Origin of the sequence: Nocardia sp. NPDC052112 (assembly GCF_040680135.1) — a bacterium.
Classification (GTDB): Bacteria; Actinomycetota; Actinomycetes; order Mycobacteriales; family Mycobacteriaceae; genus Nocardia.
Window position 1 is genome coordinate 98,793 of sequence record NZ_JBFAWD010000016.1, and the last position, 24,885, is coordinate 123,677.

Annotated in this window: 24 protein-coding genes and 1 pseudogene; 9 read left to right on the forward strand and 16 right to left on the reverse strand. The window is 66.7% G+C overall.

Annotated features, from left to right (window positions below):
- Positions 1 to 45 precede the first annotated feature (45 nt).
- On the forward strand, positions 46 to 492 hold the full coding sequence (locus AB0L58_RS28010) for an Hsp20/alpha crystallin family protein (RefSeq protein WP_364391099.1): 447 nt from the start codon (positions 46 to 48) through the stop codon (positions 490 to 492).
- Positions 493 to 555: 63 nt separating this feature from the next.
- Here the strand turns inward: AB0L58_RS28010 and truA are convergent, their stop codons facing one another.
- The 9 genes from truA to AB0L58_RS28055 all read right to left on the reverse strand — a co-directional run bounded on the left by truA (position 556) and on the right by AB0L58_RS28055 (position 6,044).
- Positions 556 to 1,368, reverse strand: a complete 813-nt coding sequence (gene truA, locus AB0L58_RS28015) for a tRNA pseudouridine(38-40) synthase TruA (RefSeq protein WP_364391102.1) — start codon at positions 1,366 to 1,368, stop codon at positions 556 to 558.
- A gap of 384 nt (positions 1,369 to 1,752) precedes the next feature.
- Positions 1,753 to 2,280, reverse strand: coding sequence for a 50S ribosomal protein L17 (rplQ, locus tag AB0L58_RS28020; RefSeq protein ID WP_364390898.1), 528 nt, complete (start codon positions 2,278 to 2,280; stop codon positions 1,753 to 1,755).
- Positions 2,281 to 2,330: 50 nt separating this feature from the next.
- A complete protein-coding gene (locus tag AB0L58_RS28025) occupies positions 2,331 to 3,389 on the reverse strand; it encodes a DNA-directed RNA polymerase subunit alpha (RefSeq protein WP_040686662.1) in 1,059 nt (352 codons plus the stop codon).
- Positions 3,390 to 3,494: 105 nt separating this feature from the next.
- Positions 3,495 to 4,100 carry a 30S ribosomal protein S4 gene (rpsD, locus tag AB0L58_RS28030; RefSeq protein ID WP_364390901.1) on the reverse strand — a complete coding sequence of 202 codons (606 nt, stop codon included), beginning with the start codon at positions 4,098 to 4,100 and terminating at the stop codon, positions 3,495 to 3,497.
- A 20-nt stretch (positions 4,101 to 4,120) separates the two neighbouring features.
- Positions 4,121 to 4,534, reverse strand: a complete 414-nt coding sequence (rpsK, locus tag AB0L58_RS28035) for a 30S ribosomal protein S11 (protein WP_014349147.1) — start codon at positions 4,532 to 4,534, stop codon at positions 4,121 to 4,123.
- Between the two features lie 10 nt (positions 4,535 to 4,544).
- The gene (gene rpsM / locus AB0L58_RS28040) at positions 4,545 to 4,916 is read right to left on the reverse strand and encodes a 30S ribosomal protein S13 (RefSeq protein ID WP_364390903.1); all 372 of its coding nucleotides are present in this window, start codon (positions 4,914 to 4,916) and stop codon (positions 4,545 to 4,547) included.
- Between the two features lie 175 nt (positions 4,917 to 5,091).
- Positions 5,092 to 5,205 carry a 50S ribosomal protein L36 gene (gene rpmJ / locus AB0L58_RS28045; protein WP_040686659.1) on the reverse strand — a complete coding sequence of 38 codons (114 nt, stop codon included), beginning with the start codon at positions 5,203 to 5,205 and terminating at the stop codon, positions 5,092 to 5,094.
- A 232-nt stretch (positions 5,206 to 5,437) separates the two neighbouring features.
- On the reverse strand, positions 5,438 to 5,659 hold the full coding sequence (infA, locus tag AB0L58_RS28050) for a translation initiation factor IF-1 (protein WP_003418601.1): 222 nt from the start codon (positions 5,657 to 5,659) through the stop codon (positions 5,438 to 5,440).
- A gap of 136 nt (positions 5,660 to 5,795) precedes the next feature.
- A complete protein-coding gene (locus AB0L58_RS28055; RefSeq protein ID WP_364390906.1) occupies positions 5,796 to 6,044 on the reverse strand; it encodes a hypothetical protein in 249 nt (82 codons plus the stop codon).
- Positions 6,045 to 6,800: 756 nt separating this feature from the next.
- Between AB0L58_RS28055 and AB0L58_RS28060 the strand changes: the two genes are divergently transcribed.
- Positions 6,801 to 11,387, forward strand: a complete 4,587-nt coding sequence (locus AB0L58_RS28060; RefSeq protein ID WP_364390908.1) for an AAA family ATPase — start codon at positions 6,801 to 6,803, stop codon at positions 11,385 to 11,387.
- A 77-nt stretch (positions 11,388 to 11,464) separates the two neighbouring features.
- Here AB0L58_RS28060 and AB0L58_RS28065 read toward each other — a convergent pair whose 3' ends face one another.
- Entirely contained in the window at positions 11,465 to 12,439 is a 975-nt protein-coding gene (locus AB0L58_RS28065) for a helix-turn-helix domain-containing protein (RefSeq protein WP_364390910.1), read from the reverse strand.
- A 100-nt stretch (positions 12,440 to 12,539) separates the two neighbouring features.
- Here AB0L58_RS28065 and AB0L58_RS28070 point away from each other — a divergent pair, with 100 nt between their 5' ends.
- On the forward strand, positions 12,540 to 12,971 hold the full coding sequence (locus tag AB0L58_RS28070) for a VOC family protein (RefSeq protein ID WP_364390913.1): 432 nt from the start codon (positions 12,540 to 12,542) through the stop codon (positions 12,969 to 12,971).
- 218 nt (positions 12,972 to 13,189) lie between these two features.
- Positions 13,190 to 13,462 carry a hypothetical protein gene (locus AB0L58_RS28075; protein ID WP_364390915.1) on the forward strand — a complete coding sequence of 91 codons (273 nt, stop codon included), beginning with the start codon at positions 13,190 to 13,192 and terminating at the stop codon, positions 13,460 to 13,462.
- A gap of 85 nt (positions 13,463 to 13,547) precedes the next feature.
- Here the strand turns inward: AB0L58_RS28075 and AB0L58_RS28080 are convergent, their stop codons facing one another.
- Positions 13,548 to 13,877, reverse strand: coding sequence for a DUF4254 domain-containing protein (locus AB0L58_RS28080; protein ID WP_364390917.1), 330 nt, complete (start codon positions 13,875 to 13,877; stop codon positions 13,548 to 13,550).
- Positions 13,878 to 14,222: 345 nt separating this feature from the next.
- Between AB0L58_RS28080 and AB0L58_RS28085 the strand changes: the two genes are divergently transcribed.
- Together AB0L58_RS28085 and AB0L58_RS28090 are read left to right on the forward strand one after the other, a co-directional pair.
- Positions 14,223 to 15,032, forward strand: coding sequence for a GntR family transcriptional regulator (locus tag AB0L58_RS28085; protein ID WP_364390919.1), 810 nt, complete (start codon positions 14,223 to 14,225; stop codon positions 15,030 to 15,032).
- Positions 15,033 to 15,062: 30 nt separating this feature from the next.
- Positions 15,063 to 15,656: a GNAT family N-acetyltransferase gene (locus AB0L58_RS28090; RefSeq protein ID WP_364390921.1), complete on the forward strand. Its 594-nt coding sequence runs from the start codon at positions 15,063 to 15,065 to the stop codon at positions 15,654 to 15,656.
- On the opposite strand, the gene AB0L58_RS28095 is transcribed toward AB0L58_RS28090, so the two are convergent.
- Positions 15,638 to 16,063, reverse strand: a complete 426-nt coding sequence (locus AB0L58_RS28095) for a hypothetical protein (protein WP_364390923.1) — start codon at positions 16,061 to 16,063, stop codon at positions 15,638 to 15,640. The genes AB0L58_RS28090 and AB0L58_RS28095 overlap by 19 nt on opposite strands.
- A gap of 127 nt (positions 16,064 to 16,190) precedes the next feature.
- A complete protein-coding gene (locus AB0L58_RS28100; RefSeq protein ID WP_364390925.1) occupies positions 16,191 to 17,504 on the reverse strand; it encodes a hypothetical protein in 1,314 nt (437 codons plus the stop codon).
- A 494-nt stretch (positions 17,505 to 17,998) separates the two neighbouring features.
- Here AB0L58_RS28100 and AB0L58_RS28105 point away from each other — a divergent pair.
- A pseudogene (locus AB0L58_RS28105) lies at positions 17,999 to 18,289 on the forward strand (alpha-ketoglutarate transporter); the annotation flags it as partial.
- A gap of 57 nt (positions 18,290 to 18,346) precedes the next feature.
- On the forward strand, positions 18,347 to 19,012 hold the full coding sequence (locus AB0L58_RS28110; protein WP_364390927.1) for a response regulator transcription factor: 666 nt from the start codon (positions 18,347 to 18,349) through the stop codon (positions 19,010 to 19,012).
- Here AB0L58_RS28110 and AB0L58_RS28115 read toward each other — a convergent pair.
- Entirely contained in the window at positions 19,009 to 20,607 is a 1,599-nt protein-coding gene (locus tag AB0L58_RS28115) for a hypothetical protein (protein WP_364390929.1), read from the reverse strand. The two genes, AB0L58_RS28110 and AB0L58_RS28115, sit on opposite strands and share 4 nt — an antisense overlap.
- Before the next feature lie 472 nt (positions 20,608 to 21,079).
- Between AB0L58_RS28115 and AB0L58_RS28120 the strand changes: the two genes are divergently transcribed.
- Positions 21,080 to 22,669, forward strand: coding sequence for an NAD(P)/FAD-dependent oxidoreductase (locus AB0L58_RS28120; RefSeq protein WP_364390931.1), 1,590 nt, complete (start codon positions 21,080 to 21,082; stop codon positions 22,667 to 22,669).
- A 9-nt stretch (positions 22,670 to 22,678) separates the two neighbouring features.
- Here the strand turns inward: AB0L58_RS28120 and AB0L58_RS28125 are convergent, their stop codons facing one another.
- Together AB0L58_RS28125 and AB0L58_RS28130 are read right to left on the reverse strand one after the other, a co-directional pair.
- Entirely contained in the window at positions 22,679 to 24,076 is a 1,398-nt protein-coding gene (locus AB0L58_RS28125; RefSeq protein ID WP_364390933.1) for a carotenoid oxygenase family protein, read from the reverse strand.
- Positions 24,077 to 24,097: 21 nt separating this feature from the next.
- A complete protein-coding gene (locus AB0L58_RS28130; RefSeq protein WP_364390935.1) occupies positions 24,098 to 24,871 on the reverse strand; it encodes a lycopene cyclase domain-containing protein in 774 nt (257 codons plus the stop codon).
- Between the last annotated feature and the right edge of the window lie 14 nt (positions 24,872 to 24,885).

Genomic DNA, 24,885 nt, shown 5'->3' on the forward strand with positions numbered 1-24,885 from the left:
GTCGCCGTGGCAGGCGCCGCCGCTAGTGAAATGGAGGTGATTGCTGTGCTCCGGTTCGATCCATTCCATGACATCGACACCGTCGCCCGCCAACTGCTCGGCGAATCTGTCGGGTCGTCTCGCGTGCCACGATTCATGCCGATGGATCTGTTCAAGGCAGGCGATCATTACGTACTCAACGCCGACCTGCCCGGCGTTGACCCCGGCTCGGTGGATGTCAGCGTCGACAACGGCACCCTCACCCTGCGCGCACAGCGCAGCCTGCCGAGCGACGAAGGCGTCCAATGGATTGCGTCCGAACGCTTCGCCGGCACCTATATGCGCCAGCTCAGCCTCGGCGACAATGTCGATGCCGACAAGATCAGCGCAACCTACAACAACGGCGTGCTCTCGGTGACGCTTCCGATCGCCGAAAAGGCCAAGCCGCGCCGCATCGAAATCTCCGGTTCCAGTCAGCCGCGGACGATCGAGGCGGGTTCGTCCAGCAAATAGCTGGTCATGCTCCCGCACCGCACCGCGCCCGCCGAATCGCGGTGCGGGAGCGCCGTCTTCACCTCAGCTGCCGCAGCAGCCGTCATCAACAGTTGGGACCGTACGCATTTCACGCGTCTGCACGTTGCGGACAGCCAGATCTGCGTCGGCGGGATAGTCGACGGCGACGAGGCTGAGTCCGTGGGCGGGGGCCACGGTGACGGAGCTGGATCGTTCGGTTTCCGCCAACAAGCCGCCGACCCAATCCGGCGTCCGGCGCCCCTCCCCGACGGCGAGTATCGCGCCGACGAGGCTGCGCACCATAGACCAACAGAACGCATCTGCGCTGACAAAGGCGGTGAGCAGATCACCGTCGCGCTCCCAATCGAAGCGCTGGAGTTCACGGACGGTGGTCGCACCATCGCGGCGGCGGCAGAATGCGGCGAAGTTGTGCAGGCCCAATAACTTTCGCGATGCCTCGCGCATGGCTTCGAGATCGACGTCGTGACGACAGGCGACAACGCTGCGGGCCTGGAGCGGCTCGGCCCCATAGGGCGCGGTGGTCAGCCGGTAGACATAGTGGCGGCGAATCGCCGAGAAGCGCGCATCGAATTCCGGCGGGACGACGCGAATATCCTTGATCCGCACGTCTTTCGGGAGGAACCGCGCCATGCGATGGATGAGTTTGTCCGCATCCGGTTCGGAGCCGGTATCGAAATGCGCAACCTGCCCCTCAGCATGCACACCCGCATCGGTGCGGCCCGCGACGGTCAATTGGATCGGCTCCCGGAACACCTTGCTCAGCGACTCTTCGAGCACGCCCTGCACCGTGCGCAGACCGGGTTGACGTGCCCAGCCAATGAAATCCGTACCGTCGTAACTGATATCGAGCCGCACTCGAACCGCGTCGGTATCGGGCTCCAGCCGGTCATCGGCCGCCTGTACGACCCCAGGGGCGGCCTCCACGACCTCTGGGGCCTCCACGACCTCTGGGGCCTGCACGACTCCGGGAGCTTGCCCGACTTCCGAGCCCTGCACCACTCCGGGACCCCGCACGACTCCAGGCGAATCCACCGGTGCGGACTCACCCGACGCCGTCGAATCCACCGAATCCTCCTCGGTCACAGGCGATCTCCTAGTCGATACAAACGACGGCAGCGCTCCGATCGGACCCGCTCAGCAGGCGAAACCCGATGTCCGCGCGGCGATCTCGGTCGGATACGAACGAGCCCGCCGACCCACAGGGGGCGGCGGGCTCGTTCGTCAACTCCAACGCGAGCGTCAGGCGTCCTTCTTGTCCTCGGCGGCCTCGTCGGCAGCGGGAGCCTCGGCCTCGACGGTCTCGGCGACGGCCTCTTCGGCCTTCTCCTCGACCACGGTCTCGGCGACGGGCGCCTCGGCCTGCTTGGACGCGGCAACGCGACGGGCACGGTCGGCCTCATTGGTCACGGTCTTCTCCCGGACCAGCTCGATGACCGCCATCGGCGCGTTGTCACCCTTGCGGGGCAGCGTCTTGGTGATGCGGGTGTAGCCACCCTCGCGGCCCTCGAACGACGGACCGATCGAGGCGAAGAGCTCGTGGACGACATCCTTGTTGCGGATGACCTTGAGCACCTCGCGACGGTCGGCCAGGGTGCCGGCCTTCGCCTTGGTGACCAGCTTTTCGGCGTAGGGGCGCAGCGCCTTGGCCTTGGCCTCGGTGGTCGTGATCCGACCGTGCTCGAAGAGCGCCGTAGCCAGATTGGCGAAGATCGCCTTCTGGTGTGACGCCGACCCGCCGAAGCGGGCACCCTTCTTGGGCTTGGGCATTGTTTGTTCTCCTTAGAAGAGGCCGGGACCGGGGCGCCTACCCCGCCGACCTAGAGCTGTTCGGTCTCGGCGTAGTCCTGCTCGCCGCCATCGGTGTCACTGAACGTGCCGCTGTCGCTCCACGTTCCGGTGCTCGCGTCGTAACCCACCACGGACGAAGGATCGAACGAGGCCGGGCTGTCCTTCAGCGAGAGGCCGAGCGCATGCAGCTTGACCTTGACCTCGTCGATGGACTTCTGGCCGAAGTTGCGGATGTCCAGCAGATCCGATTCGGTGCGGGCGACGAGCTCGCCGACCGTGTGCACGCCCTCGCGCTTGAGGCAGTTGTAGGACCGGACGGTGAGGTCCAGATCCTCGATCGGCAGACCGAACGAGGCGATGTGATCCGCCTCGGCCGGCGAGGGGCCGATTTCGATGCCTTCGGCTTCGACGTTGAGCTCACGGGCCAGGCCGAAGAGCTCGACCAGGGTCTTGCCCGCGGAGGCGAGCGCGTCCCGGGCGGTGATGGAGTTCTTGGTCTCCACGTCCAGGATCAGACGGTCGAAGTCGGTGCGCTGCTCGACACGGGTGGCCTCCACCTTGTAGGTCACCTTGAGCACCGGCGAGTAGATCGAATCCACCGGGATCCGGCCGATTTCCGCGCCGGACGCCTTGTTCTGCACCGCCGGGACGTAACCGCGACCGCGCTCGACGACGAGCTCGATCTCCAGCTTGCCCTTGTCGTTCAGGGTGGCGATGTGCATATCCGGGTTGTGCACGACAACACCGGCAGGCGGCACGATGTCACCGGCGGTGACGGTGCCGGGGCCCTGCTTGCGCACGTACATCGTGACCGGCTCGTCCTCCTCCGAGGACACGACCAGACCCTTGAGGTTCAGGATGATGTCGGTGACATCCTCCTTCACACCGGGAACGGTGGTGAACTCGTGCAGGACGCCGTCGATGCGGATGCTGGTGACCGCGGCCCCCGGAATCGAGGACAGCAGGGTACGCCGCAGCGAGTTGCCGAGGGTGTAACCGAAGCCCGGCTCGAGCGGTTCGATGGTGAACTTCGAGCGGTTCTCGGCGACGACCTCTTCGGTCAGCGTCGGACGCTGTGAAATCAGCATTAGGATCATCCTCCTGTAGGGGCGCCCACTATTTGACGCCCACGTCTTGGGGGTTGTGCGTGATCGCGTCGATCGACGTGATCACGCACCAGCAGCGAAAGCTGTTTACTTCGAGTAGTACTCGACGATCAGCTGTTCCTGCAGCGGCACATCGATCTGGGCGCGCTCGGGGAGCTGGTGCACCAGGATCCGCAGCCGACCCGGGATCACCTGCAGCCAGCCCGGAACCGGGCGGTCGCCGATGGTCTCGCGCGCGACCTGGAACGGCAGCGTGCCGAGCGACTTCTCCTTGACATCGATGATGTCGTACTGGGTCACCTGGAAGCTGGGGACGTTCACGGCCCGGTTGTTCACCAGGAAGTGACCGTGGCTGACCAGCTGGCGAGCCTGCCGACGGGTGCGCGCCAGACCGGCGCGGTACACGACGTTGTCGAGGCGGGTCTCGAGCAGACGGAGCAGGTTGTCACCGGTCTTGCCCTTGAGGCGGTTGGCCTCTTCGTAGTACCGGCGGAACTGCTTCTCCATGACGCCGTAGGAGAAGCGCGCCTTCTGCTTCTCCTGCAGCTGGAGCAGGTACTCGCTCTCCTTGATCCGCGCGCGGCCGTGCTGGCCCGGCGGGTACGGACGACGCTCGAACGCCTGGTCGCCTCCGACGAGGTCGACCCGCAGACGACGCGACTTGCGGGTGATAGGGCCTGTGTAACGAGCCATTTTTCGTTATTCCTTTCCCGCTAGACGCGACGCCGCTTGGGCGGACGGCAGCCGTTGTGCGGCTGCGGGGTGACATCGGAGATCGTGCCGACTTCCAGGCCCGCGGCCTGCAGCGAACGGATCGCGGTCTCGCGGCCCGAACCAGGGCCCTTGACGAATACGTCGACCTTCTTGACGCCGTTCTCCTGCGCCTTGCGGGCCGCGTTCTCGGCGGCGAGCTGGGCGGCGAACGGGGTCGACTTGCGCGAACCCTTGAAGCCGACGTGGCCCGAGGACGCCCACGAGATGACGTTGCCGGACGGGTCGGTGATCGACACGATCGTGTTGTTGAACGTGCTCTTGATGTGCGCGTGGCCGTGCGGGACGTTCTTCTTTTCCCGGCGGCGCGACTTCTGGGTCTTCTTGGGGCCGGAGGCCCGACTCTTCGGAGGCATCCTTTATCCCCTACTTCTTCTTGCCTGCGACGGTGCGCTTCGGGCCCTTGCGGGTGCGCGCGTTGGTCTTGGTGCGCTGGCCACGCACGGGCAGGCCACGACGGTGGCGCAGACCCTGGTAGCAGCCGATCTCGATCTTGCGCCGAATGTCGGCCTGCACCTCGCGGCGCAGGTCACCCTCGACCTTGAGGGCCGAACCCTCGATGTAGTCACGCAGCTGCGTGACCTGCTCGTCGCTGAGGTCCTTCGACCGCAGGTCCGGGCTGACGCCCGTCGCCTCGAGGATCTCCTTGGCGCGGGTACGGCCGATGCCGTAGATGTAGGTCAACGCGATCTCCATGCGCTTTTCGCGCGGCAGATCAACGCCCATGAGACGTGCCATGTGGCAGGTTCCTTAATCGTTGCGGAGGTCTGCTCCCTGTCCGTCCCCTCGTCTTGGTGGGGCCCCGGCCTCCGGTCCGGGGGTGGGCGGGCACAGTGTGTGCCCGCTGGCGCTGGGAGGTCTTCTTCAGTTGGCCAAGCCGATCAGTGATCGGTGCCCGGCTGGTGCCGCGAACTCAGCCCTGACGCTGCTTGTGGCGCAGGTTCTCGCAGATCACCATGACCCGACCGTGACGGCGGATCACCTTGCACTTCTCGCAGATCTTCTTGACGCTCGGCTGAACCTTCACGTCCGTCCAATCTTGTTCGGTTCACACGAGTGTGAACACAGTTTTTCCCCAGCCGACGGCTGGGGAAGTCTATTGTGCCGCCCAGCTGGGCGGCGGTTCCCGTCCGGGGGTCCGTGAGCGGAACCCGCCTGGCGGGGTGTGGGGGTTGCACCCCCACAAAACTCGAGCAGAGCGAACCCGGTTCACGCTCTCCGTGAGCACGACTCACCGATGAGCGCAGCGGCGGACGCGATCACTTGTAGCGGTAAACGATGCGGCCGCGCGACAGGTCGTAGGGCGAGAGCTCGACGACCACACGGTCCTCGGGAAGGATGCGAATGTAGTGCTGCCGCATCTTTCCGCTGATGTGCGCGAGAACCTTGTGCCCGTTCTCGAGCTCGATCCGGAACATCGCATTGGGCAGCGGCTCGACAACTCGACCCTCGACCTCGATGGCCCCGTCTTTCTTCGCCATGTCCTCCGCGATCCCGGTTTACGCTCAAACCTGGTTTGATTGCCTTGTATCTGCTTCCATGTAACCCATCGGTCGACCCGATCGGCGGCATGCAAACAGTCGGCGCGTAGGTGCACCGCCGATCAAGCTTACCGGTTTATTTGCGGGCAGGCCAATTCGCCCTGGTCACAGGCGGCACGAGCGCCTCCTGTGCCGCAATCGGTGCGCGTGTGGCGCCCCCGCAGCCGCCAGCGATGCGCTCGACCCCACGCACGATATTCGGTGCGCGTGCGGTGGTGCGCGGACCCGCAGCCGCCAGCGATGCGCTCGACCACGCGCACGATTGCTCGGGTCCGGCGCGCGCCTCGACTTCGCCGCCCGCCTTACCGCCGAGCCGATACTTCACGCACGAGCACCAGCAGGAGGCATCCGGCGGCAGATTCGAACTCGGCCTCGGTGCGGGTTCGGCGCCGCGCGAATCGGCGGGATTCGATATCACCCGGGACCGGGCTCGAGATCACCCGGGACCGGGCTCGAGTTCGAACCCGAATGTGCTCGGTGACGGCTATGGCGCGCAGCCGCGTTGGTGTGGTGATCGGTCGCGCAGCGGAGAGGCACTCGACGAGACCGGAAGCCTGTGCCGGTCTGATCGCCTTCGCGGTTTCGTCGCGATCCACCGCTACGGCGCGGGGGTACGGCGATGGCTCGCGAATAGGTCACACGGGATGCGGTCGAGCGCATTTGCCACTCCGGCGGGTGGTTGATGCGCAACTTCGGCAAAGACGTTCCCTCGCCGGGATATAGCAGCCCCCCACGCCGGGAGATAGCGGCCGCCGGAGATCAGGATCGAGGCGGGCGCCGGCGGCGAAGCAGACGCGCGGCAATCGGTCGCGTGGCGTGATCGCGGTCACGGCGCGGCACCTCAGGGCGCGCGAATCGAGAGATGCATGGGGCCCAACAGATCCCGCGATGAGGGGGGTTCGAAAACGGCTTATTCGGCCTACTCCCCACCCGTGATGAAGCGGAGTCGTCGCGTAAACTGACTTCAGCCCAGGAATAGAGGTCGAGCAGATCAAGGGGGACGCGTGAGGGAGCGCAGCGAGCGAACCATCAGCACAGCGCCCTCGGGCACGGCGGAGCCGAGCGTCAGCGAGGCGCAGCGGTGAGCCGTAATAACGACGGCCTGCCGATGCTGCCCCCATGGCTATCCGAGAGCGATGTCACCGGCGGCTACGAAGCGCCCGTACAGAACCTGCCACACGACGACCTCATCGATGAAGCGCCTTCGCGGCGTGGACGTTCCAAGCGCGCGCTGGAGACCGAGCGGCCCGAAGCCGCGCGCCGGGACAAGCGCCGATTCGGCCGCCGCAAAGGCAAGGACGAGCAGCCCGAGCAGCAGGGCCACCGCCCCGGTTCGGCGGGGCGTGAATTGTCCGGACCCGGTTTCGAATTGCACAGCGGGCCGAGTGGTTTCCAGGGCCCGAACGCCTTTCGCGGCCCCGAACCCCAGCGCGGCCCCGAACCCCAGCGCGGCCCCGAACCCCAGCGCGGCCCCGAACCCCAAGGCGGCCCCGAACCGGGGGATCCACACCGACAGGGTCCGCCGCAGTACGACTCCGATCCACATGCGCGTCCGGATGGAACTGCGCAGGGTTCGCCGCATCCGGAAAACCGCTGGCAGAGTGGCAACGCGCTGCCGACCCGCAACCCGCGCCAGCCCTCCGCCGGTTTCGATCCGCTCGGTAGCAGGCCGCCGACGCCACCGTCACAACCGCTGGTGTCGCCACACCCTTCCGACCCTCAGCAGCCCGCTGCCAACTACCAGCAGGGCGCTACCCGAACACCTCCGGCCAACCATGCCGGTGTGGGCCAACCGACTGGAGTCGCAGAGCCGCCCGCGTCCGTCGAGGAAACGGTGCGCTACCAGTCGTCGCGCCCCGACCTGCCGCCTGCGCCGAACCAAGCCGCCGCGCAATCGCACTCGCCGACCGCACCGCCACAGCCACCGACCGGCGACTTCGACGCCCCGCCGGCATGGCTCGATACGCCACGGACCGAACAAGGCCAATCGTCGCCGGATGCCGCACAGGGAACCGGCCGCCCGTCTTCCCCACCCGACGAGCCGCAGCCGGGCTCGCGTACGGACAGCCCGGAACTCGATGAGTCGAGGCGGGCCGGCTCGCGCGGCGGCGACGGCCGGGCGGAGCAGTTGGACGAGGCGAGCGCATTGGGCTCGCAAGGCGACGAAGGTCCGCCGGCTTGGCTTACGCCGCAGCGGTCGACGGTGACACAGACCGATGATGAGCAAGGGGCAGCGCGGACCGGGCAGCGGCCTGAATTGCCGCCGCCACCGTGGGAATTCGATACGTCGTCGGCGGCCGATTCCGGCGTACCTTCGGACGCTGGTGCGGCGGGTGCCGAGCCGGCGACGGATGAACCGGGTGCGGTAAGCCGCACGGATCGCGACGATTCCGCGCGGGCTCTCGGTACCGATCAGGGCGTAAACGACACAGTGGGTTCCGCCGAAGGCGCCGGAACGAGTGATCGCGCGGAATCCCCCGGTGCGACGCCGATATTCGATTCCGCGACGGTCGATCCGACCACGCGGCCGAGCGGCTCCGCACGGGCTCCTGGCACCACCTCCTCGGAGTACGGACCCGCACCACGCGATCGCGCCGAGGATTCCGATCCCACCGCAGGCGGATCGTTCTCGGGCACAACATCGTCCGCGAGTGGACGTGCATCGCACGACTACAGCCAGTACGGCTCACCGCAAACCGCCGATGACAATCCGGCCGCCGCGCGACAGGCACCCGGCTCGGGCCCGGCGACAGCACCTCAGGCGCCGGGCAACGACTTCCAACGCCCCCCGTCGGTACCGCACGCACCCGGCGGCGACTTCCAGCGACCGCCCTTCGCGCCGCAGGCAGCGGATTTCCAAGGGCATACCGGCATCGGCGAGCCGGAGTCCGGTCGGCCGCAACGCGATAGCGGTTCGGCTGCGCCCGGATGGGCCACCGGACCGAATCCGGCGGGTCCGGGTTCCGAGTTCCAGGCACCGAGCGAGGAGCTGGGACGTCCCGGCGCGGGATCGCAGGGAAACACGATCGAATCCCAGCAGCCGACCGAGACCGCGGGGCATCCGGGATCCGGTGCGGCGCAACGGGGGCATGGGTTGGCGACGCCAGGTTGGTCCGCGCACCCGGTGCCCGGAACGACGGGCGTGTCGATGCCGGTCGTCGGGCGGCACCGGGTGCCATCCCAGATCGCCCCGGCCCAAGAGGCGAATCAGTCCGGCGCCGATGCCGGGCCGGCCATCGATACTGCTGGCGATCGGCAAGTTCCGACCGGCGAGCAGTCGGCACCGCAGGTTCCCGGCGACCAAGCAAGCGCGACCGGAGCGGAGCAATCGGCAGTAGCCGACGGGCAGAGCGGCGACCGCAATACGCCCGGGTTCGCGCAGCCCGCAGCGGGACCGCAGGTCCCGGTTACCGACCAACCGAATGGTCAGTGGCACAACGAAACCGGGTATGCGCAACCCACCGGCCAAGCGCCCGGCAGCGATCCGGCCGCGCCGTGGCCGAGCGGACCCGGGTACGGACAACCGTCCACCGCGCAAGCACCGGTCGGCGACCAGGCAGGCCCATCGCGGCAAAGCGGACCCGACCCCACCGGGCACGCACCCGGCGGCGAACACGCACCATGGCAAGGGGGCCCCGCACCCACGAGCCAAACCCCCGGCGACCCGACATCATGGCAAAACGGACCCGCACCCACGAGCCAAACCCCCGGCGACCCGACATCATGGCAAAACGGACCCGCACCCACGGGCCGAGCACCCGGCGATCAGACACCGTGGCAAGGCGGACCCGCACCCACGGAACACGCGACCGGCACTGACCAGGCACCGTCACAGAGCGGACCCATCGAACACACACCCGGCAGCGAGCAAGCACCATGGCAGAGCGGACCCGGGCCCGCCGGGCACGCACCCGGCGGCAATCACGCACCGTGGCAAGGCGGTTCCGCACCTACGGGCCAAGCACCCGGTGCCCCGGCAGCATGGCAAGGCGGACCCGCACCCACGGGCCACGCGTCCAGGGGTGAGCAGGAGACTTCACAGAGCGGACCCATAGGGCGTGCACCCGGCGGCGACCAGGCCTCATGGCAGAGCGGACCCGGCCCCGGGCAAGCATCCGGTGGCGACTACGCACCATGGCAAGGCGGAGCCGCGCATACCGGCCGAGCACCCGGCGACCAGGCACCATGGCAGGGCCGACCCGGGTCCACCGGGCAAGCAGTTGCCGGTGATCAGGCAATGTGGCAGGGCGGCCCAGCGTCTGCGGGGCAGATGCCCGGTGGCATGCAGGCACCCCAGCAAGACGCATCCGGACAAACGGGCCACGCTCCCAGCGACCGAGCGCACGGCGCGCCAGACCCCGTGGGGCAAGCACCCGGCGACCAGGCACCATGGCAGGGCGGCCCCGGACCTACCGGCCGAGCGCCCGGCGGCGATCACACACCACGGCAAGGCGCGCCCGGATATGGCCAGCCGCTTGTCGGGCGGGCGCCGGAAGGTGAGCAGTGGCAGAATCCGGCAGCGCGGCCCGCGGGGCAGCAGTCGCCTACGGGTGACCAGCCGGATCAATGGCAGCATGGGCACGGGCCGATGGGACAGCAAGCGCCCGTTGATGATCCGCAGGCCGGGTACGGTCAACCGCCCGCTGGGCCGCAGGGGCCAGGGCAGGGGATGCCGTCCGGGTATCAGCAGGGTGCCCAGTATCAGCCGGGGCAGTATCAGCCGCAGCATCCGCGCGGACCGCATCCCTCACTCGATGACGTGCCGTTGCGGCGCGCGAAGAAGTCGCCGAGCAGTGGGTGGCGCAAGGCCGTGCACCATGTGTCCGGTGGCGCGATCAATCCCGGATTGTCCGCGGAGGAATTGCGGCTGCAGGAACTTGTCGCACGGATCCGCCAGCCGGTGCGCGGTGATTACCGGATCGCGGTGCTCTCGCTCAAGGGTGGTGTCGGAAAAACCACCACGACAATGGGTCTCGGTTCGATCTTCGCCTCCATCCGCGGTGACCGGGTGATCGCGGTCGACGCCAATCCGGACTTCGGCACGCTGTCGCAGCGGGTGCCACTGCAGACTCGCTCGACCGTGCGTGATCTCCTGCTGGATTCCGCGATCCAGCGCTATTCGGATGTGCGCAGGCACACCTCGCAGGGCACCAGCCGATTGGAAGTGCTTGCCAGCGAACGGGATCCGGCGGCGTCGGAGGCATTCAACGACGAGGAGTACCGCGCGGTCGCCCGCATCCTGCAGCGGTTCTACAACATCATCCTGACCGATTGCGGTACCGGCCTGATGCATTCGGCCATGGGCGGCGTGCTCGGCCTCGCGCATTCACTGGTACTGATCTCCTCGGCCGCAATCGATGGTGCGCGCAGTGCCGCGGCGACACTCGACTGGTTGTCCCTGCACGGGCACGACCATCTGGTCCGCAATGCGGTCGTGGTGATCAATCTGCCGCGTGAGGGCTCCCCGAATGTCGGCATCCAGCAGTTGCGCGAATACTTCCTGTCGCGCTGCCGCGCCGTGCACATCATCCCGTACGACTCGCACCTGTCCGAGGGCGCCGAGATCGATCTGCACCGCCTGCACAAGACCACCAAACGCGCTTACGTCGAACTCGCCGCGACCGTCGCCGACGAATTCGGAATCGACCACCGCCGCTATAGTGTTTGATTCGCCGCGCCTGCGGCGCGGCGTGTTCGCTCGTAAGACTCGCTCCGTGCTGGTCGCCGACGTCGTAATCATGCCTCTTACCAAGACAATCGGGACGCGCGTACCTCCGCGATGGATCGCCCGCGGCGGCGACGGAACAGTCCGCGCAGTGTGCCCGCGTTCAGGTAGCCGACCTTGACCGCTACCGCCTCGATGGTCAAGGTCGTGGTGCGTAGTAGTTGGGTGGCGCGCTCCAGCCGGACCTCGTGCACGAAATCCCTTGGCGACATTCCGATTTCGGCTTGGGTGGCGCGCTGCAGGGTGCGTTCGGTGACGCCGAGCCGATGCGCAGCATCGGCGATGCGGAACTGGTCGGCGATATGGTCGCGCACCCAGCGTTCGAATGCGGCGACCAGGGAATCGTTGCGGGCGACCACCTCGGGAATCGCGGAGTCGCTCTGCGTTCGGCGATCGCCGACCACCAGATATCGACCGGTCAACTCCGCCAGGGTCGGACTCTGCGTGGCGATCAACGCTAGCGCGAGGTCGATATGCGACAGCGACGCCGCCGCGGTGGTGAGCCGGTCCGCCCGGCACAGGATTCGGCTCTCGTCCAGGTCGATGCGCGGATATCGGCGCCGAAAGGCCGGGCCGAGCCACCAACTCGTCGTCGCCACCACGCCGTCCAGCACGCCCGCCTCGGCCAGGTAAAAGGTGCCGGTGCAGGCCGCGGCGAGGTGTGCGCCGGACTCGTAGGCCCGCGTCATCATTCGCAGCACCGGCCGATTCGCGGGTGCGGAGACCAAGCCGATCAGCCCATCCGCATCCAGGACGCGCGTCGCGGGCACGACGATCAGTCCGACGTCATCGGGCAGTTCGGTCATCGGTGTCGTCTGCGTGTGGAAACCGTGCGCGGTACACACCTGTGCACCGTCGGCGACGATGTGCACCCGCCATGGCTCGGGCGCCGTCTCCAGCTCATCGCGCAGTCCGTTGGCGGTGGCGAAGGTTTCCAGTACAGCGGTGAGCCCGAGATCAGCGACGCCGTCCTGCACGAAGACCGCAACATCCATGTCGCAAACAGTACTGAATGTGTCGTTTCCGACACTCGGAACCATGAATAAAGCGGCCTACTGTTCGTACTACTTATCCGGTCTGCCCTGCGGAGTTCCCATGACGATCGTCGAAACCAGCGGTATCCACCACATTCGCCTGACCGTAACCGATATCGACCGCTCCAAGGAGTTCTATCGCGACGTGCTCGGTTTCGAGATCGCGGTGGAGTCGCCGGGACGGCCCGAGGATCCGCAGGTGCGCACCGATCCGGCCCAGTTCTATGGCGGCGTCGTATTCCAAACGAACGGAATGCTGTTCGGACTGCGTCCGGTGGCCGAACCGACCGACAAATTCGATTCCGAACGCGTCGGCCTGGACCATCTCAGCTTCACCGTGCCCTCAGTCGACGATCTGACCCGTACCGCCGCCCGGTTGGCCGCGGCCGGAATCGAACACGGCGAGGTCACGCCGCTGGACGGACTCGGCATCGCGATCCTGTCCTTCAGCGATCCCGACGGTATTCATCTCGAGCTCACCGCACCGCTGTGAACGCGCCGGCGCACTGTAGTAACCCGACGTTCCGTCGGCATCCGACGCTGGTGCGCGCGAATACCGGCTCGGTACTACCGAGCACCAGCGAACTACTGTGCGCACTGAGCGGGAAACAGGTCCGCGGACATGTCTGCCGATGGTCGCGCGATCTGGTCCGCGTGCACCGCATGAGACGCGAGCATCCCGAGCGTGCCGCCGTAATCGACTGTCTCCGAATGGAATTGGTCGCCAATATCAATACCTGGGCGACCGAGCACCTGACGCTGCACACCGGCAATCGGCGCGACGCCGAACTCGGCGACATCATCGATCGCATCGCGGCCACCGCCGACCGCGCCTTCCACCTGCTGCTGACCGGCGATCTGACCGGCGAACATATGCACGTGGCATGGACGCGACTGGCCGAATTGTCGAATGCCTATGGTGATTTGGTCCGCGCGGCCGAGGACGGGCGCTGGTGCCTCTCACCCAACACCAAACGCCGGTGAGCCGACCACGCGCACCGCTTTCCGAATCGGCAAGGGGCCGTGGCCAACCGGTGAGGTTGCCACGGCCGCTCGTCAACCCGGGTCGTCACCACTCCGGGAGTCGCCGCCGTCCCGCTAGCACGTCGCGCACCAAATCATCGTAGGCATCGGCCAATTCGGCCAGATGATGCCATGCGCAGTGCAACTGGTCGTTGTGAGCGTCCAGCGTCATCAACGCATGATGGGCACGGACCGAGGACTCCGCGATCCGGTCGATGACCGAACCGACGGTTTCGGTGTGTAGAGTTGCGCCGAGCCGGTGCTGCGGCACACTACGCGCCACCCAGTCGTCGATCGCCATGACCAATTCGATTCTGCGACGCTCGATTTCGAGGATCGTCGCCGGATCGGTCGATACCGATCCGCCCCGACCCACGAGGCGCCTCTCGTGCAGAATCGCAAGGTCACGGGCGAACCATAGCAGCGGACCACCGACAACACGGTGACCGCGACACGCCCGAACAAGTAGATCCGAGGTGGGAAGCAGCCCGGGAGCCAAGGACTGCACCGTCGAATCGACACACCGCGGTGTGCCTGGAAGAGCCATCACAACCGTTGATGAATCCGAACCTGCCACGTTGCCTCGCCGTCATCGCCGCACAACACCTGGATCAGGACGTTCATTACAATAAACCTCTGAAGGCACCTGTCAAGCGTTACCGGGCCGTAGGGAGTCACGAAGAGTACACTTCGTTACCTGCACGACTGACCGAGGAGCAAGATGGCGGACGGTCCGACGTATCTCCGGATCGCAGACCTCCTCCGCGAGGAGATCCGCGCAGGCAAGTGGAATCCGGGTGATCGGTTGCCAAGCCACACCGAGCTGGCCGATCAAATGCAGGTTTCGATCACTACCGCGCGCAACGCCATTCAGGTATTGGTAACCGAGAATCTGGTCTACACAGCTACTTCCCGTGGCACCATCGTCCGAAACCAAGAAGTCCTGGAATCGGTTGTCACCGACCATATTCGTCCGGATCGTCCGCAATCGCCCCACGACATCTTCGAAGAGATCGCGCGTGCCGCGCATCGCGAACCGACCAAGGAGTTCAGCGCGAAGATGGAACCGGCGAATCCGGAGGTGGCGCATTGGCTGGGCGTGCCGGAGGATTCCTGGGTGCTGGCCAGGACGGTCGTCCAATTCCTGGACAACGAACCGTGGTCGTGGGAGGTCAGCTTCTATCCACGGGACCTGGCGGAGGCGACCGGCATCGACTCGCCGCACGATATTCCCGAGGGCACGACACGCCGACTGGCCGACCGCGGCCACGCCGAGACCGCGCACCGCGACACGCTCGTCGCCCGCCCGGCCAGCGCGGAGGAGGCGATCGTGCTCGGCGTCGCGACCGGCACCATTCTGCTGGACCACCTACGCATCGGCGCCAACCACGAGCGCATCACCAGGGCTACCCGGCATCGGTCGATCGCCACTCGCAATCGGCTGGCCTATGAACTCGGCGACGACAAGGGCAGCAACATCATCCGACACACGCTCGGCATTTCCTACGGGCCGGGTATCTCGTCGCCATGAAGAATGTTCCGCCATGAATACGGTGCAGTCATGAATATCATCCGCCGGGCAACCCTGAGTGATCTAGGGACCATATGTCGGCTCCGGATCCAGCGCACCGCCTGGCTCACCGCGCGCGGCTCCGATCAGTGGACCGTCGCGGGCCGCGGCCTGCCCATCGAGATCTTCGCGCAGGCGGTCGGCGAAGCGCTGGACGCGGGCGAAACCTGGATTGCCGAGGTGGCGGGGGAACCGGCCGGGACGATCACCGTCAACGACCGCTCGGACCCCGGGCTGTGGTCGCCATGGGAACTAGCCGACGCGGTGATCGTCCATTTCATGATCGTCGACCTCTGCTTCGCCGGTCAGCGCATCGGCCACCGGCTACTGGCCCACGCCGCATCGCTTGCGCGCCAACGACAACGCCATTGGGTCCGGCTCGATGCCTGGACCACCAATTACGATCTGCACGACTACTACCGCGGGGAAGGCTTCCACCTGGCCAGGATCGCCGGCCCGGCCGCCTCGGGACCGTCCCGTGCACTCTTCCAACGCCGCTCCGACAGCTGGACCTTCGAGGCGCTGACGTCGGTGCTGACCCATATTCCGCAGCCGGTACCGGAGGCTCACAGCGGCGGCAGATAGGCGACCTGCACCAACTCCTGACCGCGGTTGCGCGACACCGGGATGCCGCGCGGCAGTTTCATCGGACGAACATCACCGATCAACTTGCCCTCGTCCTTGGGGCCGCTCATGATCAGCGCGTCGACGGAGAGGTTCTTCATACCGCCGAGCACATTGTCGTAGAGCGCGCTCGAGACGCCGCCGGTGCGGCGGGTGACGACCACGTGCAGACCGATATCCCGGGCCTGCGGCAGGTATTCCAGCAGTGGCCGCAGCGGATTGATGCCCGCGGGTATCATGTCGTAATCGTCGATCAGCAAGAGGCCACGACCGGGACGGCCGACCAGCACCGCGGTGCGCCTGCCCATTTCGGAATCCGTCGGATCGCCGAGGCGCAGCTCGACGCGGGTGCCGATCTGATCCTTCACATTGGGCCGGATCTCGCCCCAGCGCGCGGCACCGATGATCGGTCACGCCTCGCGAATAGCTCTGCAGCGTTTCGATTCGGGCGTTCGATATGCCGAGCAAGATCTGAATCCCTCCGCCGCCCCAGAGCTAGCGCACAATTCGATCATCGAATGGACGTCTGCCGTCCGAAAGGTGAAATCCCGGCATGCTCGTGCATACCGGCTCCGGCCACCGGTTCGCAGCATGGATTCGATTCGGTCGGGGCGTGAACAATCCGGCCGCCGACAGCTGACGCGTCGCGGCTTCGAGATCGGCCTCGTGGCCGAAGGTGTCCACCAGCAGCTCTCCGGCGATCTCACCGTGCTCCGCGGCGGTCAGCAAGCGCGCCACCGCGCTTCGCGATCGGGTGCCCGGATCCCCCGACAGTAACCGGGCCACCGTCTCGATCACGGTGTGCGACTGCCAGATCTCCGGCATCGCCACACCGCACTGCTGTACCGAGGGCGACTCCCCGCAATACCACCGCTGGCCGTCCCACCAGTAGCAGAACGAGAGCAAGCCGACGGCCGCGCGTGGACTCAGCACCGCATTGGTCACCCAATCCGGTGCTCCCGCATAGAGATTCGGCAGATCGATGCCGCCGTTGTAGGCCGCGTTCAATGCCGGAGCGTCCCACACTCCGCCGGACAGGACGGCGCGACCGCCCGGCACGGCGTACAGCGTAGAGCCGCTGCTGCCGTTCCCGCCGCTCTCGAACCAGCCGTTCGACGGCACGACGCGCGGTCCGCGGTCCGACGAAACGGCGACGTGCGCCGCCGAAATCATCGCCCAACGCGCCCACAGCTGCGGGAAGGCCGGCAGTTCCGGATCCACCGGCCGCGCGGTCACCCCGTGCGCGCGGTCGACGAGGGCGGCGGCCACGGCGCGGCGCGGACGGCGACACTGCCGGTCGCGGTGTCCCATGTAGGCCGCCAACCACACCGGCAGTCGCGGCCGCGGATACGCCGCCACATCGGCCCGATACGCCTCCGGGCGGAAGAGCTGATCGGCCGGGAACGGCTCGTCGCCGTAGTCGTAGTCGACCTCGACGTCACCATATGCGTTGGCCCGCAACAACAGTCGCCACCACGGCTCGGTGCCCGACGCGGCGGTGTCGGCACGATACCGCCGCACCAGCGCGACCACCGACTCGGGCACTTCCAGGCGTACCGGCCGCTGCGCACCGGTGAACTCGACGCGCGCCGACTCGACGGTCACGGTCAGTGCGAATACCGCGTGCAGACGCTGCCAGCCGAGTGGTCCGAGTTCACCCAACTCGCTCGCGATGCGCGAAACCAACGGTTCGGCGTACCGGTCGGCCGGGTGCGCGACGACGGTACTAGTGCCGCCGATCTGTTCGTCGCCCCCACCCGTCGCCTGACCAATACCCCCGACGGAATCGCTACGCGACGTTCGAGTCATTGCTCTCGTTCCTGTTCCAACACAGCCGATTCACCGATCGCGCACTGTTGTTTCGAGTGCCGGGCACATGGTCGCCATCGGTGTCATTTCCGATACTGGCACGCGGATCGACACCCGCATCCCCTTACCGATGGCGACTAGCTAAAGAGACTGTTAAGAATTCGATCCCGCCTCCGACCTGCGCATCTTGTCGAAATTTCCACCGCCGAATTCGGTGCGGACTTTTTTCCGAAGGGACGGTCAGAACATCGGCGGACCCCCGGCAATGCGTTGCGGCCGCGCGCACAGTCACCTTTTACGGCGGTTGGTGCGGCGCCAGAAGGAGATTCACAATGACTGCGACACAACCCGCGGGCGAGCGCAGGGTCATCGCCAACGTGTTGCGTGGCTCGCTCGGCAATCTCGCCGAGTGGTACGACTGGTATGTCTACGCGGCATTCAGCGTGTACTTCGCGCACAGCTTCTTCCCCAAGGGTGATCCCACCGCACAGCTACTGACCGGCTACACCTCGATCAATGCCATCGTGAAGGCCGAACTCTTCCCGACCCGGATCAGGGCACTCGGCATCGGCCTGCCGCATGCGTTGACCGTCGCGACCTTCGGCGGCACCGCCGAGACCATCGCGCTGGCGCTGAAGAAGGCGAATCACGAATCGCTGTACTTCTGGTACGGCGCGATCTGTATCGCGATCTCGTTGACGATCTACTACTTCATGCGCGAGACCTCGAAGAACTCCGCGATGAAGGTGGAACCCGCGGCCGACGCCGAGGTGCCAGTGCGCTGAACACGGCTATCGGCAAAACGCCTGCGCGCCGAACCTTCGCTTTGCAAGGATCGGCGCGTGCGGCTTGTGCTGGTGGAAGACGATGACGGCGTCGGCGAGGCGCTGCGGGTCGCGCTCACCGCTCGGGGCTACGTCGTCGACCGCAAGCGCCGCGGCGCCGATCTACTACGCACGCACCGCGACTACGACGCGGTAATCCTCGATCTCGGACTACCGGATATGGACGGGTTGGAGGTGTTGCGGCGGCTGCGCGAAGTCAGCTCGGTTCCGGTGCTGATCCTCACGGCACGGGCCGCTGAACGCAGCGTGGTGCTCGCGCTGCGCTCCGGCGCGGACGACTATCTGGTGAAACCGCCGCGCATCGCGGAGCTGGTCGCGCGGCTGGAGACGGTGACCCGTCGCGTCGTGATCCACACCTCGTCCGTGGAAGCCGTCGTCTCCCACGATGTCCGGGTGGATCTGACGGCTCGGCAGGTCGAGGTGGCCGGAGTGCCGATCATGCTCACCCACAAGGAGTTTCAGCTGGTTCGGATCCTCGCCGAGCGCCCCGATACCGCCGTCAGCAGACAAGAGCTGATGGATCGCATCTGGGGCGACTCATCCGCCTCGGTATCGCGAGCACTCGATGTGCATATGGCCGGATTGCGCGCGAAACTCGACCGGCCCGGTTTGATCATCACCATCCGCGGCTTCGGCTATCGGTGGCGCACCGACGGATCCTAGCTCTGCACCGAACCGTGCCGCTGCTGGAAGCGCTGCTCGAACTCCGCGGCGAAGACCGACGGCGCCACCGATGACGAAGATTGTTCCAGCACACCGTCATCCGCGACGTAGAAGATCGCGCGCCCGATCGAGATCTCGCCGGGTTCGGTCGGCACGTACACCATCCAGCCGACGCTGATCCGGTCCGCGCCCAGATTTTCCAGCGGATAGCCGGTGGTGTCCAGATTCTGATCCAGAATGAACTGGCGGACCTGGGCGATCGCGGCTTCCCGCGAGATCGGCTCCGGCGAGGTGATCGTCACCCCGGCCAGTGTGAGCTGATAGAGGGCGCTGTCGATATCGAAGGTGCCGTCGTCGCCGAAGACCTCGACGAGCGTATCGCCGGTGACCACACCGATTTCCGCGGCCGTCACCAGATTCGCCACCGCAGCGCGCTGCCTATCGGTCGGCTGCTCGGCGACCAGGCCCGCGACCACACCGGCCACCGTATCGGAGGTCCAGATACCGGGGACCGCCTCGCTGATCCGGTCCGCGGTCGGCGACTCGCCGCGATACCACCGACCGCCGTCCCACCAATAGCAGAACGTCAACAAACCGCTGGCCGCGCGCGGATTCAACACCGGGTTGGCGACCCACTCCGGGGCACCGGCATACAGCCCTGGCATCGGCGTCCCACCGTTGTAGACAGCATCGAGTTCGGGCGCATTCCACACGCCACCGGACAGCACCGCGCGACCACCCGGCAGGGCATACAGTGTCGACCCGCTGCGTTTCGCGCCTTCGAACCAACCGAGAGCAGGCAAAACCCTTGGCCCCCACGGTGATCCCGCAGCCACGAAAGCGGATGCGATGACCGCCCAGCGGGCCGACAGCACCGGGAAGGCCGGAAAGTCCCGCTCGGAGCGCACCGGACGCACGCCCGCGTCCCGGTCCGCCCGTGCCCGCACGGCCGCCGCGGCGGCCGGACGCGATTGCCGGTCACCGTGGCCGATATAGGCCGCGAGCCAGACCGGCAACCGGTCACGCGGATACGCCTGCAAATCGGCGAGATAGACCTCGGGAAGGAATAGCTGATCGTCCGGGAAGGGCTCGTCACCGTAGTCGTAGTCGACCTCGATCTCACCGGTGCTCGCCAATTCGATCGACAGCCGCCACCAGGGGCCATCGCGCAATTGAGCCGAAAGATGCCGCTGTTCGCGGACCAGCTCGACCACATCGTCACCCGGCTGGACCCGTGCCTCGCGCTGCTCGTCATCGGCGAAGGTCACCAACCCGATTTCGGTGCTCGTGGTCATCGCGAAAACCGCGTCCAGGCGACGCCAGCCCGGTGGGCCGGCGGCCGCGAGTGCGCGGGCGATGCGGTGCATGAGCTGTTTGGCCTGCTCGGCGACGTCCACCGGATCGTCGAGGGTGAAGCCGATATCGGGGGCGTCCTCGATATCGTCCTCGGTGGGGTCGTCGGCCGCCTCGAAGGCCTTTATGAACTCGGCCATGAACTCCGCGTCGCCATCCGGTGCGGACGCGCGCTGCTCGGGATTCGGGGTCGGCTCTTCGTTCGACTTGTTGCCGGGGACTTCGCCGTCAGGTCTCGTCACGTCGCCGCAATCTCCCTCATCTGCACGCCGCACGCCGATAGAAGCGCACACACCGTACCCGAGCTATTACCGTCCCTATCCTGGCACAGCGCCGCGATACCCGATTCCGGAAAGCCCGCAGCTCAACCGATCCTGAAGGTAGAGCGTTCGAAAAGTGGAGACGGCCATCGGCTCTGGTGTCCCGCTGAAGACGCTGAACGCGGAGTTGCGCGGTTGCGTGCGGGGTCGGCGTCGGTGCTGGCCGAGGGAGAGCAGAATGCAAATTTCGTTGGGCCGATCGATATCCGACTGTTTGTGGTAGAAATCCAGCCTGACTGCCTCCCGAGTTCGCCGACTCGTCCCAATACCCGAGGAATCCACCTGACATGCTCGCGATCGATGACGGCATTGCCCCGACAACGGTTTACCACTGCCTAGACGACGCCGAGCAGCTGGGGCACCACCGGCCGCTGCCGCAGGCGGTGCCGGGCCGATGAGCGTCCTGATCGTCGGCTCCGGCCACAACGCACTGGTAGCAGCGTGCTATCTCGCTCGGGCCGGGCAGCGGGTGGAGGTGCTCGAGCGGGACGAGGTGCTGGGCGGCGCGGTGTCGACCGTGGAGCGGTTCCCGGGACATCTGGTCGATCGGGGCTCGTCGGCGCACCTGATGGTCCGACACACAGGGATCATCGAGGACCTGGACCTGCCTCGCTTCGGCTTACGTTATATCGACTGTGACCCTTGGGCTTTCGCACCAGCGCCGGCTGGGAGCGAGCAACCGCCGATCGTGTTCTATCGCGATCTGGATCGCACCTGCGCGTCGATCGAAGCCGCCTGCGGTGCACGGGACGCCGACGCGTATCGCCGATTCGTCCGGATATGGGGCCCGCGCAGCCGGCAGCTGATGCGGTCATTCTCCAACCGGCCGGGTCCCGGTGGGCTCCTGCGCGCATTCTGGCGACTGGACATCCGCGGCGCCGACGGCACGGTTCGCGGTGGCGCCGCCATGTCGCGAGATTTCCTGCAGACCGGTGATGCATTGCTGGACAGCACGTTCGACGACGAGCGGCTCAAGGCGGCCCTGGCTTGGTTCGGTGCGCAGTCGGGACCGCCGATGTCGGAACCGGGCACCGCGCCGATGGTCGGGTTCGCGGCGCTCATGCACACCCTGCCGCCGGGGCGCGCGGTGGGCGGCAGCGGCGCGCTCAGCGCGGCGCTGGTCGCGCGCCTGAAGTCCGATGGCGGGACTGTCTCGGCCGGCGACGCGGTCACCGAGCTACGGCGCGACGGCGACGGCTGGCAGGTGCGCACGGCGTCCGGACGAAACCTGCACGCCCGCATCGTAATCGCGGGTGCCCACATCCTCACCACGCTGGACCTGCTGGAAAACGGCGGATTCGATGCCGGCACGCTGGACGGCTGGCGCCGCCGCATCCGGGTCGGGCCCGGCATCGGCATGGTGGTCCGGGCGGCCACCGACGCCCTGCCCGCCTATCCCGGCGCCTCGACCGCGGAGTCGGCGCATGGACTGCAGCTGCTGGTAACCGACCGGCGGCAACTGCGGCAGGCGCACGGCGCCGCGCTGGCCGGCGACCTGCCGCCGCGACCGGCGGTGCTGGCGATGAGCTTCAGCGCGCTCGACCCGTCGATCGCGCCGGCCGGGCAGCATCAGCTGTCGCTGTGGGCGCAGTGGCATCCGTACCGGCTGGCCGACGGCAGCGACTGGTCCGCGCACGCCGACCGCGAAGGTGATCGCATCATCGGCGAAGTCGACGCGCTCGCACCGGGTTTCGCCGCCTCGGTGCGGGAGAGGTTCGTGCAGACACCTGCCGACCTCGAGCGGGAGATGGGATTGCGCGGCGGCAATGTGATGCACGTGGAAATGTCGCTGGACCAGATGTTCTTCTGGCGGCCACTGCCGGAGATGTCGGGGCAACGGGTTCCCGGCGCGCCCGGACTTTACCTCACCGGCGCCTCCACCCATCCCGGTGGCGGAGTGTCCGGAGCGAGCGGCCGCAGCGCAGCCAACCTGGTCCTGCGTGATCTGCGGCGCGGCCGGACACCCCGGTTCGGCCGGCGGTGACGGGTCGAATCAGGTATCGCGCCTTGTGCCGGTGAGATCGTCGATGGCGTCGAGGTCCGCGGCGGCCACCCAGCTGCCGTGGAACCCCGATGGCACCCGATGGGGCAGGGACACGACAGCGACCGGCGGGCCGGCGAAGTCGCGGGCATCGAGGATGACCAGATCGCTGCCATCACGCGCTGTGTCGTAGACGTAGCTCAGGACCCAGCCCTGTCCTTCCTGCGGCCCGTCGGGCACGAATACCGGCTGGCTGGGCACCATTCCCGCGCCGAAGTCGTGGGTGAGCACGGCATCGGTGTCCAGGTCACGCTGCACGAGCATGACCGGGACGCTGAATCCGTCCGCGTCGTAGCGGTCCCGGGGGCGGAACAGGGCGGAGTACACGTACCGATGCCGCCTGCCCACCTGCCTGTCATCCAGGGACGGCAACTCCTCGTAGCGGTCGTCGAGCTGGGATTCGGTGACCGTGCCGGTGTCCAGGTCGAGCACCCAGCGCCAATAGACGGCTCCCCGCGCGATCGGATTGGGCGGGGCGGCGTCGAACATGCGGTCGTACCGCATGGCTTCGACAGTCACTTTCCGGCCGGTCTCGTAGGCGTTGACAATGTGGAAAACGAAACCCGCGGCCACCTCGAACCATCGAATCTCCTGTCCCCGTCCCTCGCGCGGCAATACACCGAAACGGCTGGTGTGCTTGGGCTCCCAGCAATAGGGCACCCGTCCCAGAATTATCCGCGTCGGCTTGAATACCACCGGGAGGTCGAGTACCACGATATGGTTCTCGGTGAGCGCGAAATCGTGCATCATCGGCCGTTTCGGCACGTCTATGCGCTCCACCTTGCGGACCCGGCAGTTCGTGTCGACGATCAGATATTCGGCGTAGGGCAGAATCGGGTTGTACGCGATCGCGAACAACTCCCCGGTGACCGGATCGCGCTTGGGATGCGCGGTGAATCCGTGCGGCAGCGTCCCGCCGAAGTTCGTGTACTCGACGGTGTCCAGCGTGGTCGACAGCCGCGCGGGGACACATCCGCCCTCGACCAGCGCCAGCAGACTGCCGCCATGGGCGACCACATGGGTGTTCACCGCATCGTTCCACACGCGACGCGGCGGCCCTGGCGGGCGAACTCCGCCAAGGGACTTCGTCACGGTCTTGGACCGGACCCACCGGCTGCGATACCACTCGGCGTTGCCGTCGGCCACACGCACTCCGTGCAACATTCCGTCGTCGAGGAAACCGAGTATCTGGCGAGACGGGCCGGCATCGGGTAACCGATTGGGACCGATCCGCACGAACAGCCCGTCGAGTTGCGGTGGAATCGTGCCGCGCACCGGCAGGTCGTACGCGGTGGTCTCCTTGTCCACCGGCTCCCACGCTCCCCGGTAATACGGGCTCGTCTGTGTCATGTGCTGTTCTCGCTTCGACATCTATTGACGGACAATCTTTTTCGGACCAATCGCGCGCAGCCGCACAGGCGTCGCCGGATGGATGGCGAGCACAAGACCGTTGACGACCAGCAGACTCGTGACGGCGAAGAACACCGCTTCCTCGACCGGAAGCCCCAGAATGGTGATTCCGACGGTGTAGTCGGCCGAGATATGCCAGATTCCGGCGGCGATGGCGATCCGATCGGCGACCCACAGGTAGCCGACGACCGGCAGCAAGGACCGCAACCGAACGGCCCGCCATGTTCGCAGCAGATCCGCTCCCACCGCACTCTGGAGAGCCAGCGGCGGACCGAACCACACCAGCATCGAACCCAGGTAGAGGCCGTGCGAATTCGTCACGGTGACAAGAACTCCGGCACCGGCGGCCGCGCTCCATGCGACAGCCGCCGCGACACGTTGACGGGCGCCGTAATCCTTGGCCGGTACGAGTCCGTCGACGCGGCTGGATTGCCACAGCGTCCACAACCCGACAAGGCAGGTCTGCCCCGCCATGAACAGGTACTCCTCGAAGGGGACCCGGGCGAGGGTGGCGACGACCCGGCCCGCCGGATACGTCCAGACTCCGACGTGGATGATCCAGCTGTCCCACGGCGTCGTCCACACCCACGCCACCAGCACGAGCAGGGCGAGAACCGGCAGTCCGACATGGTAAGGGCGGTGGCGATCGGATTGCCGCAGCGTATATCTCGTGACCGCGAGGACGCCGATCAGGGGAGGCGGCACGAAGATCGCCAGGAATTGCAGATACGTCATACCTCTTCCCCGAT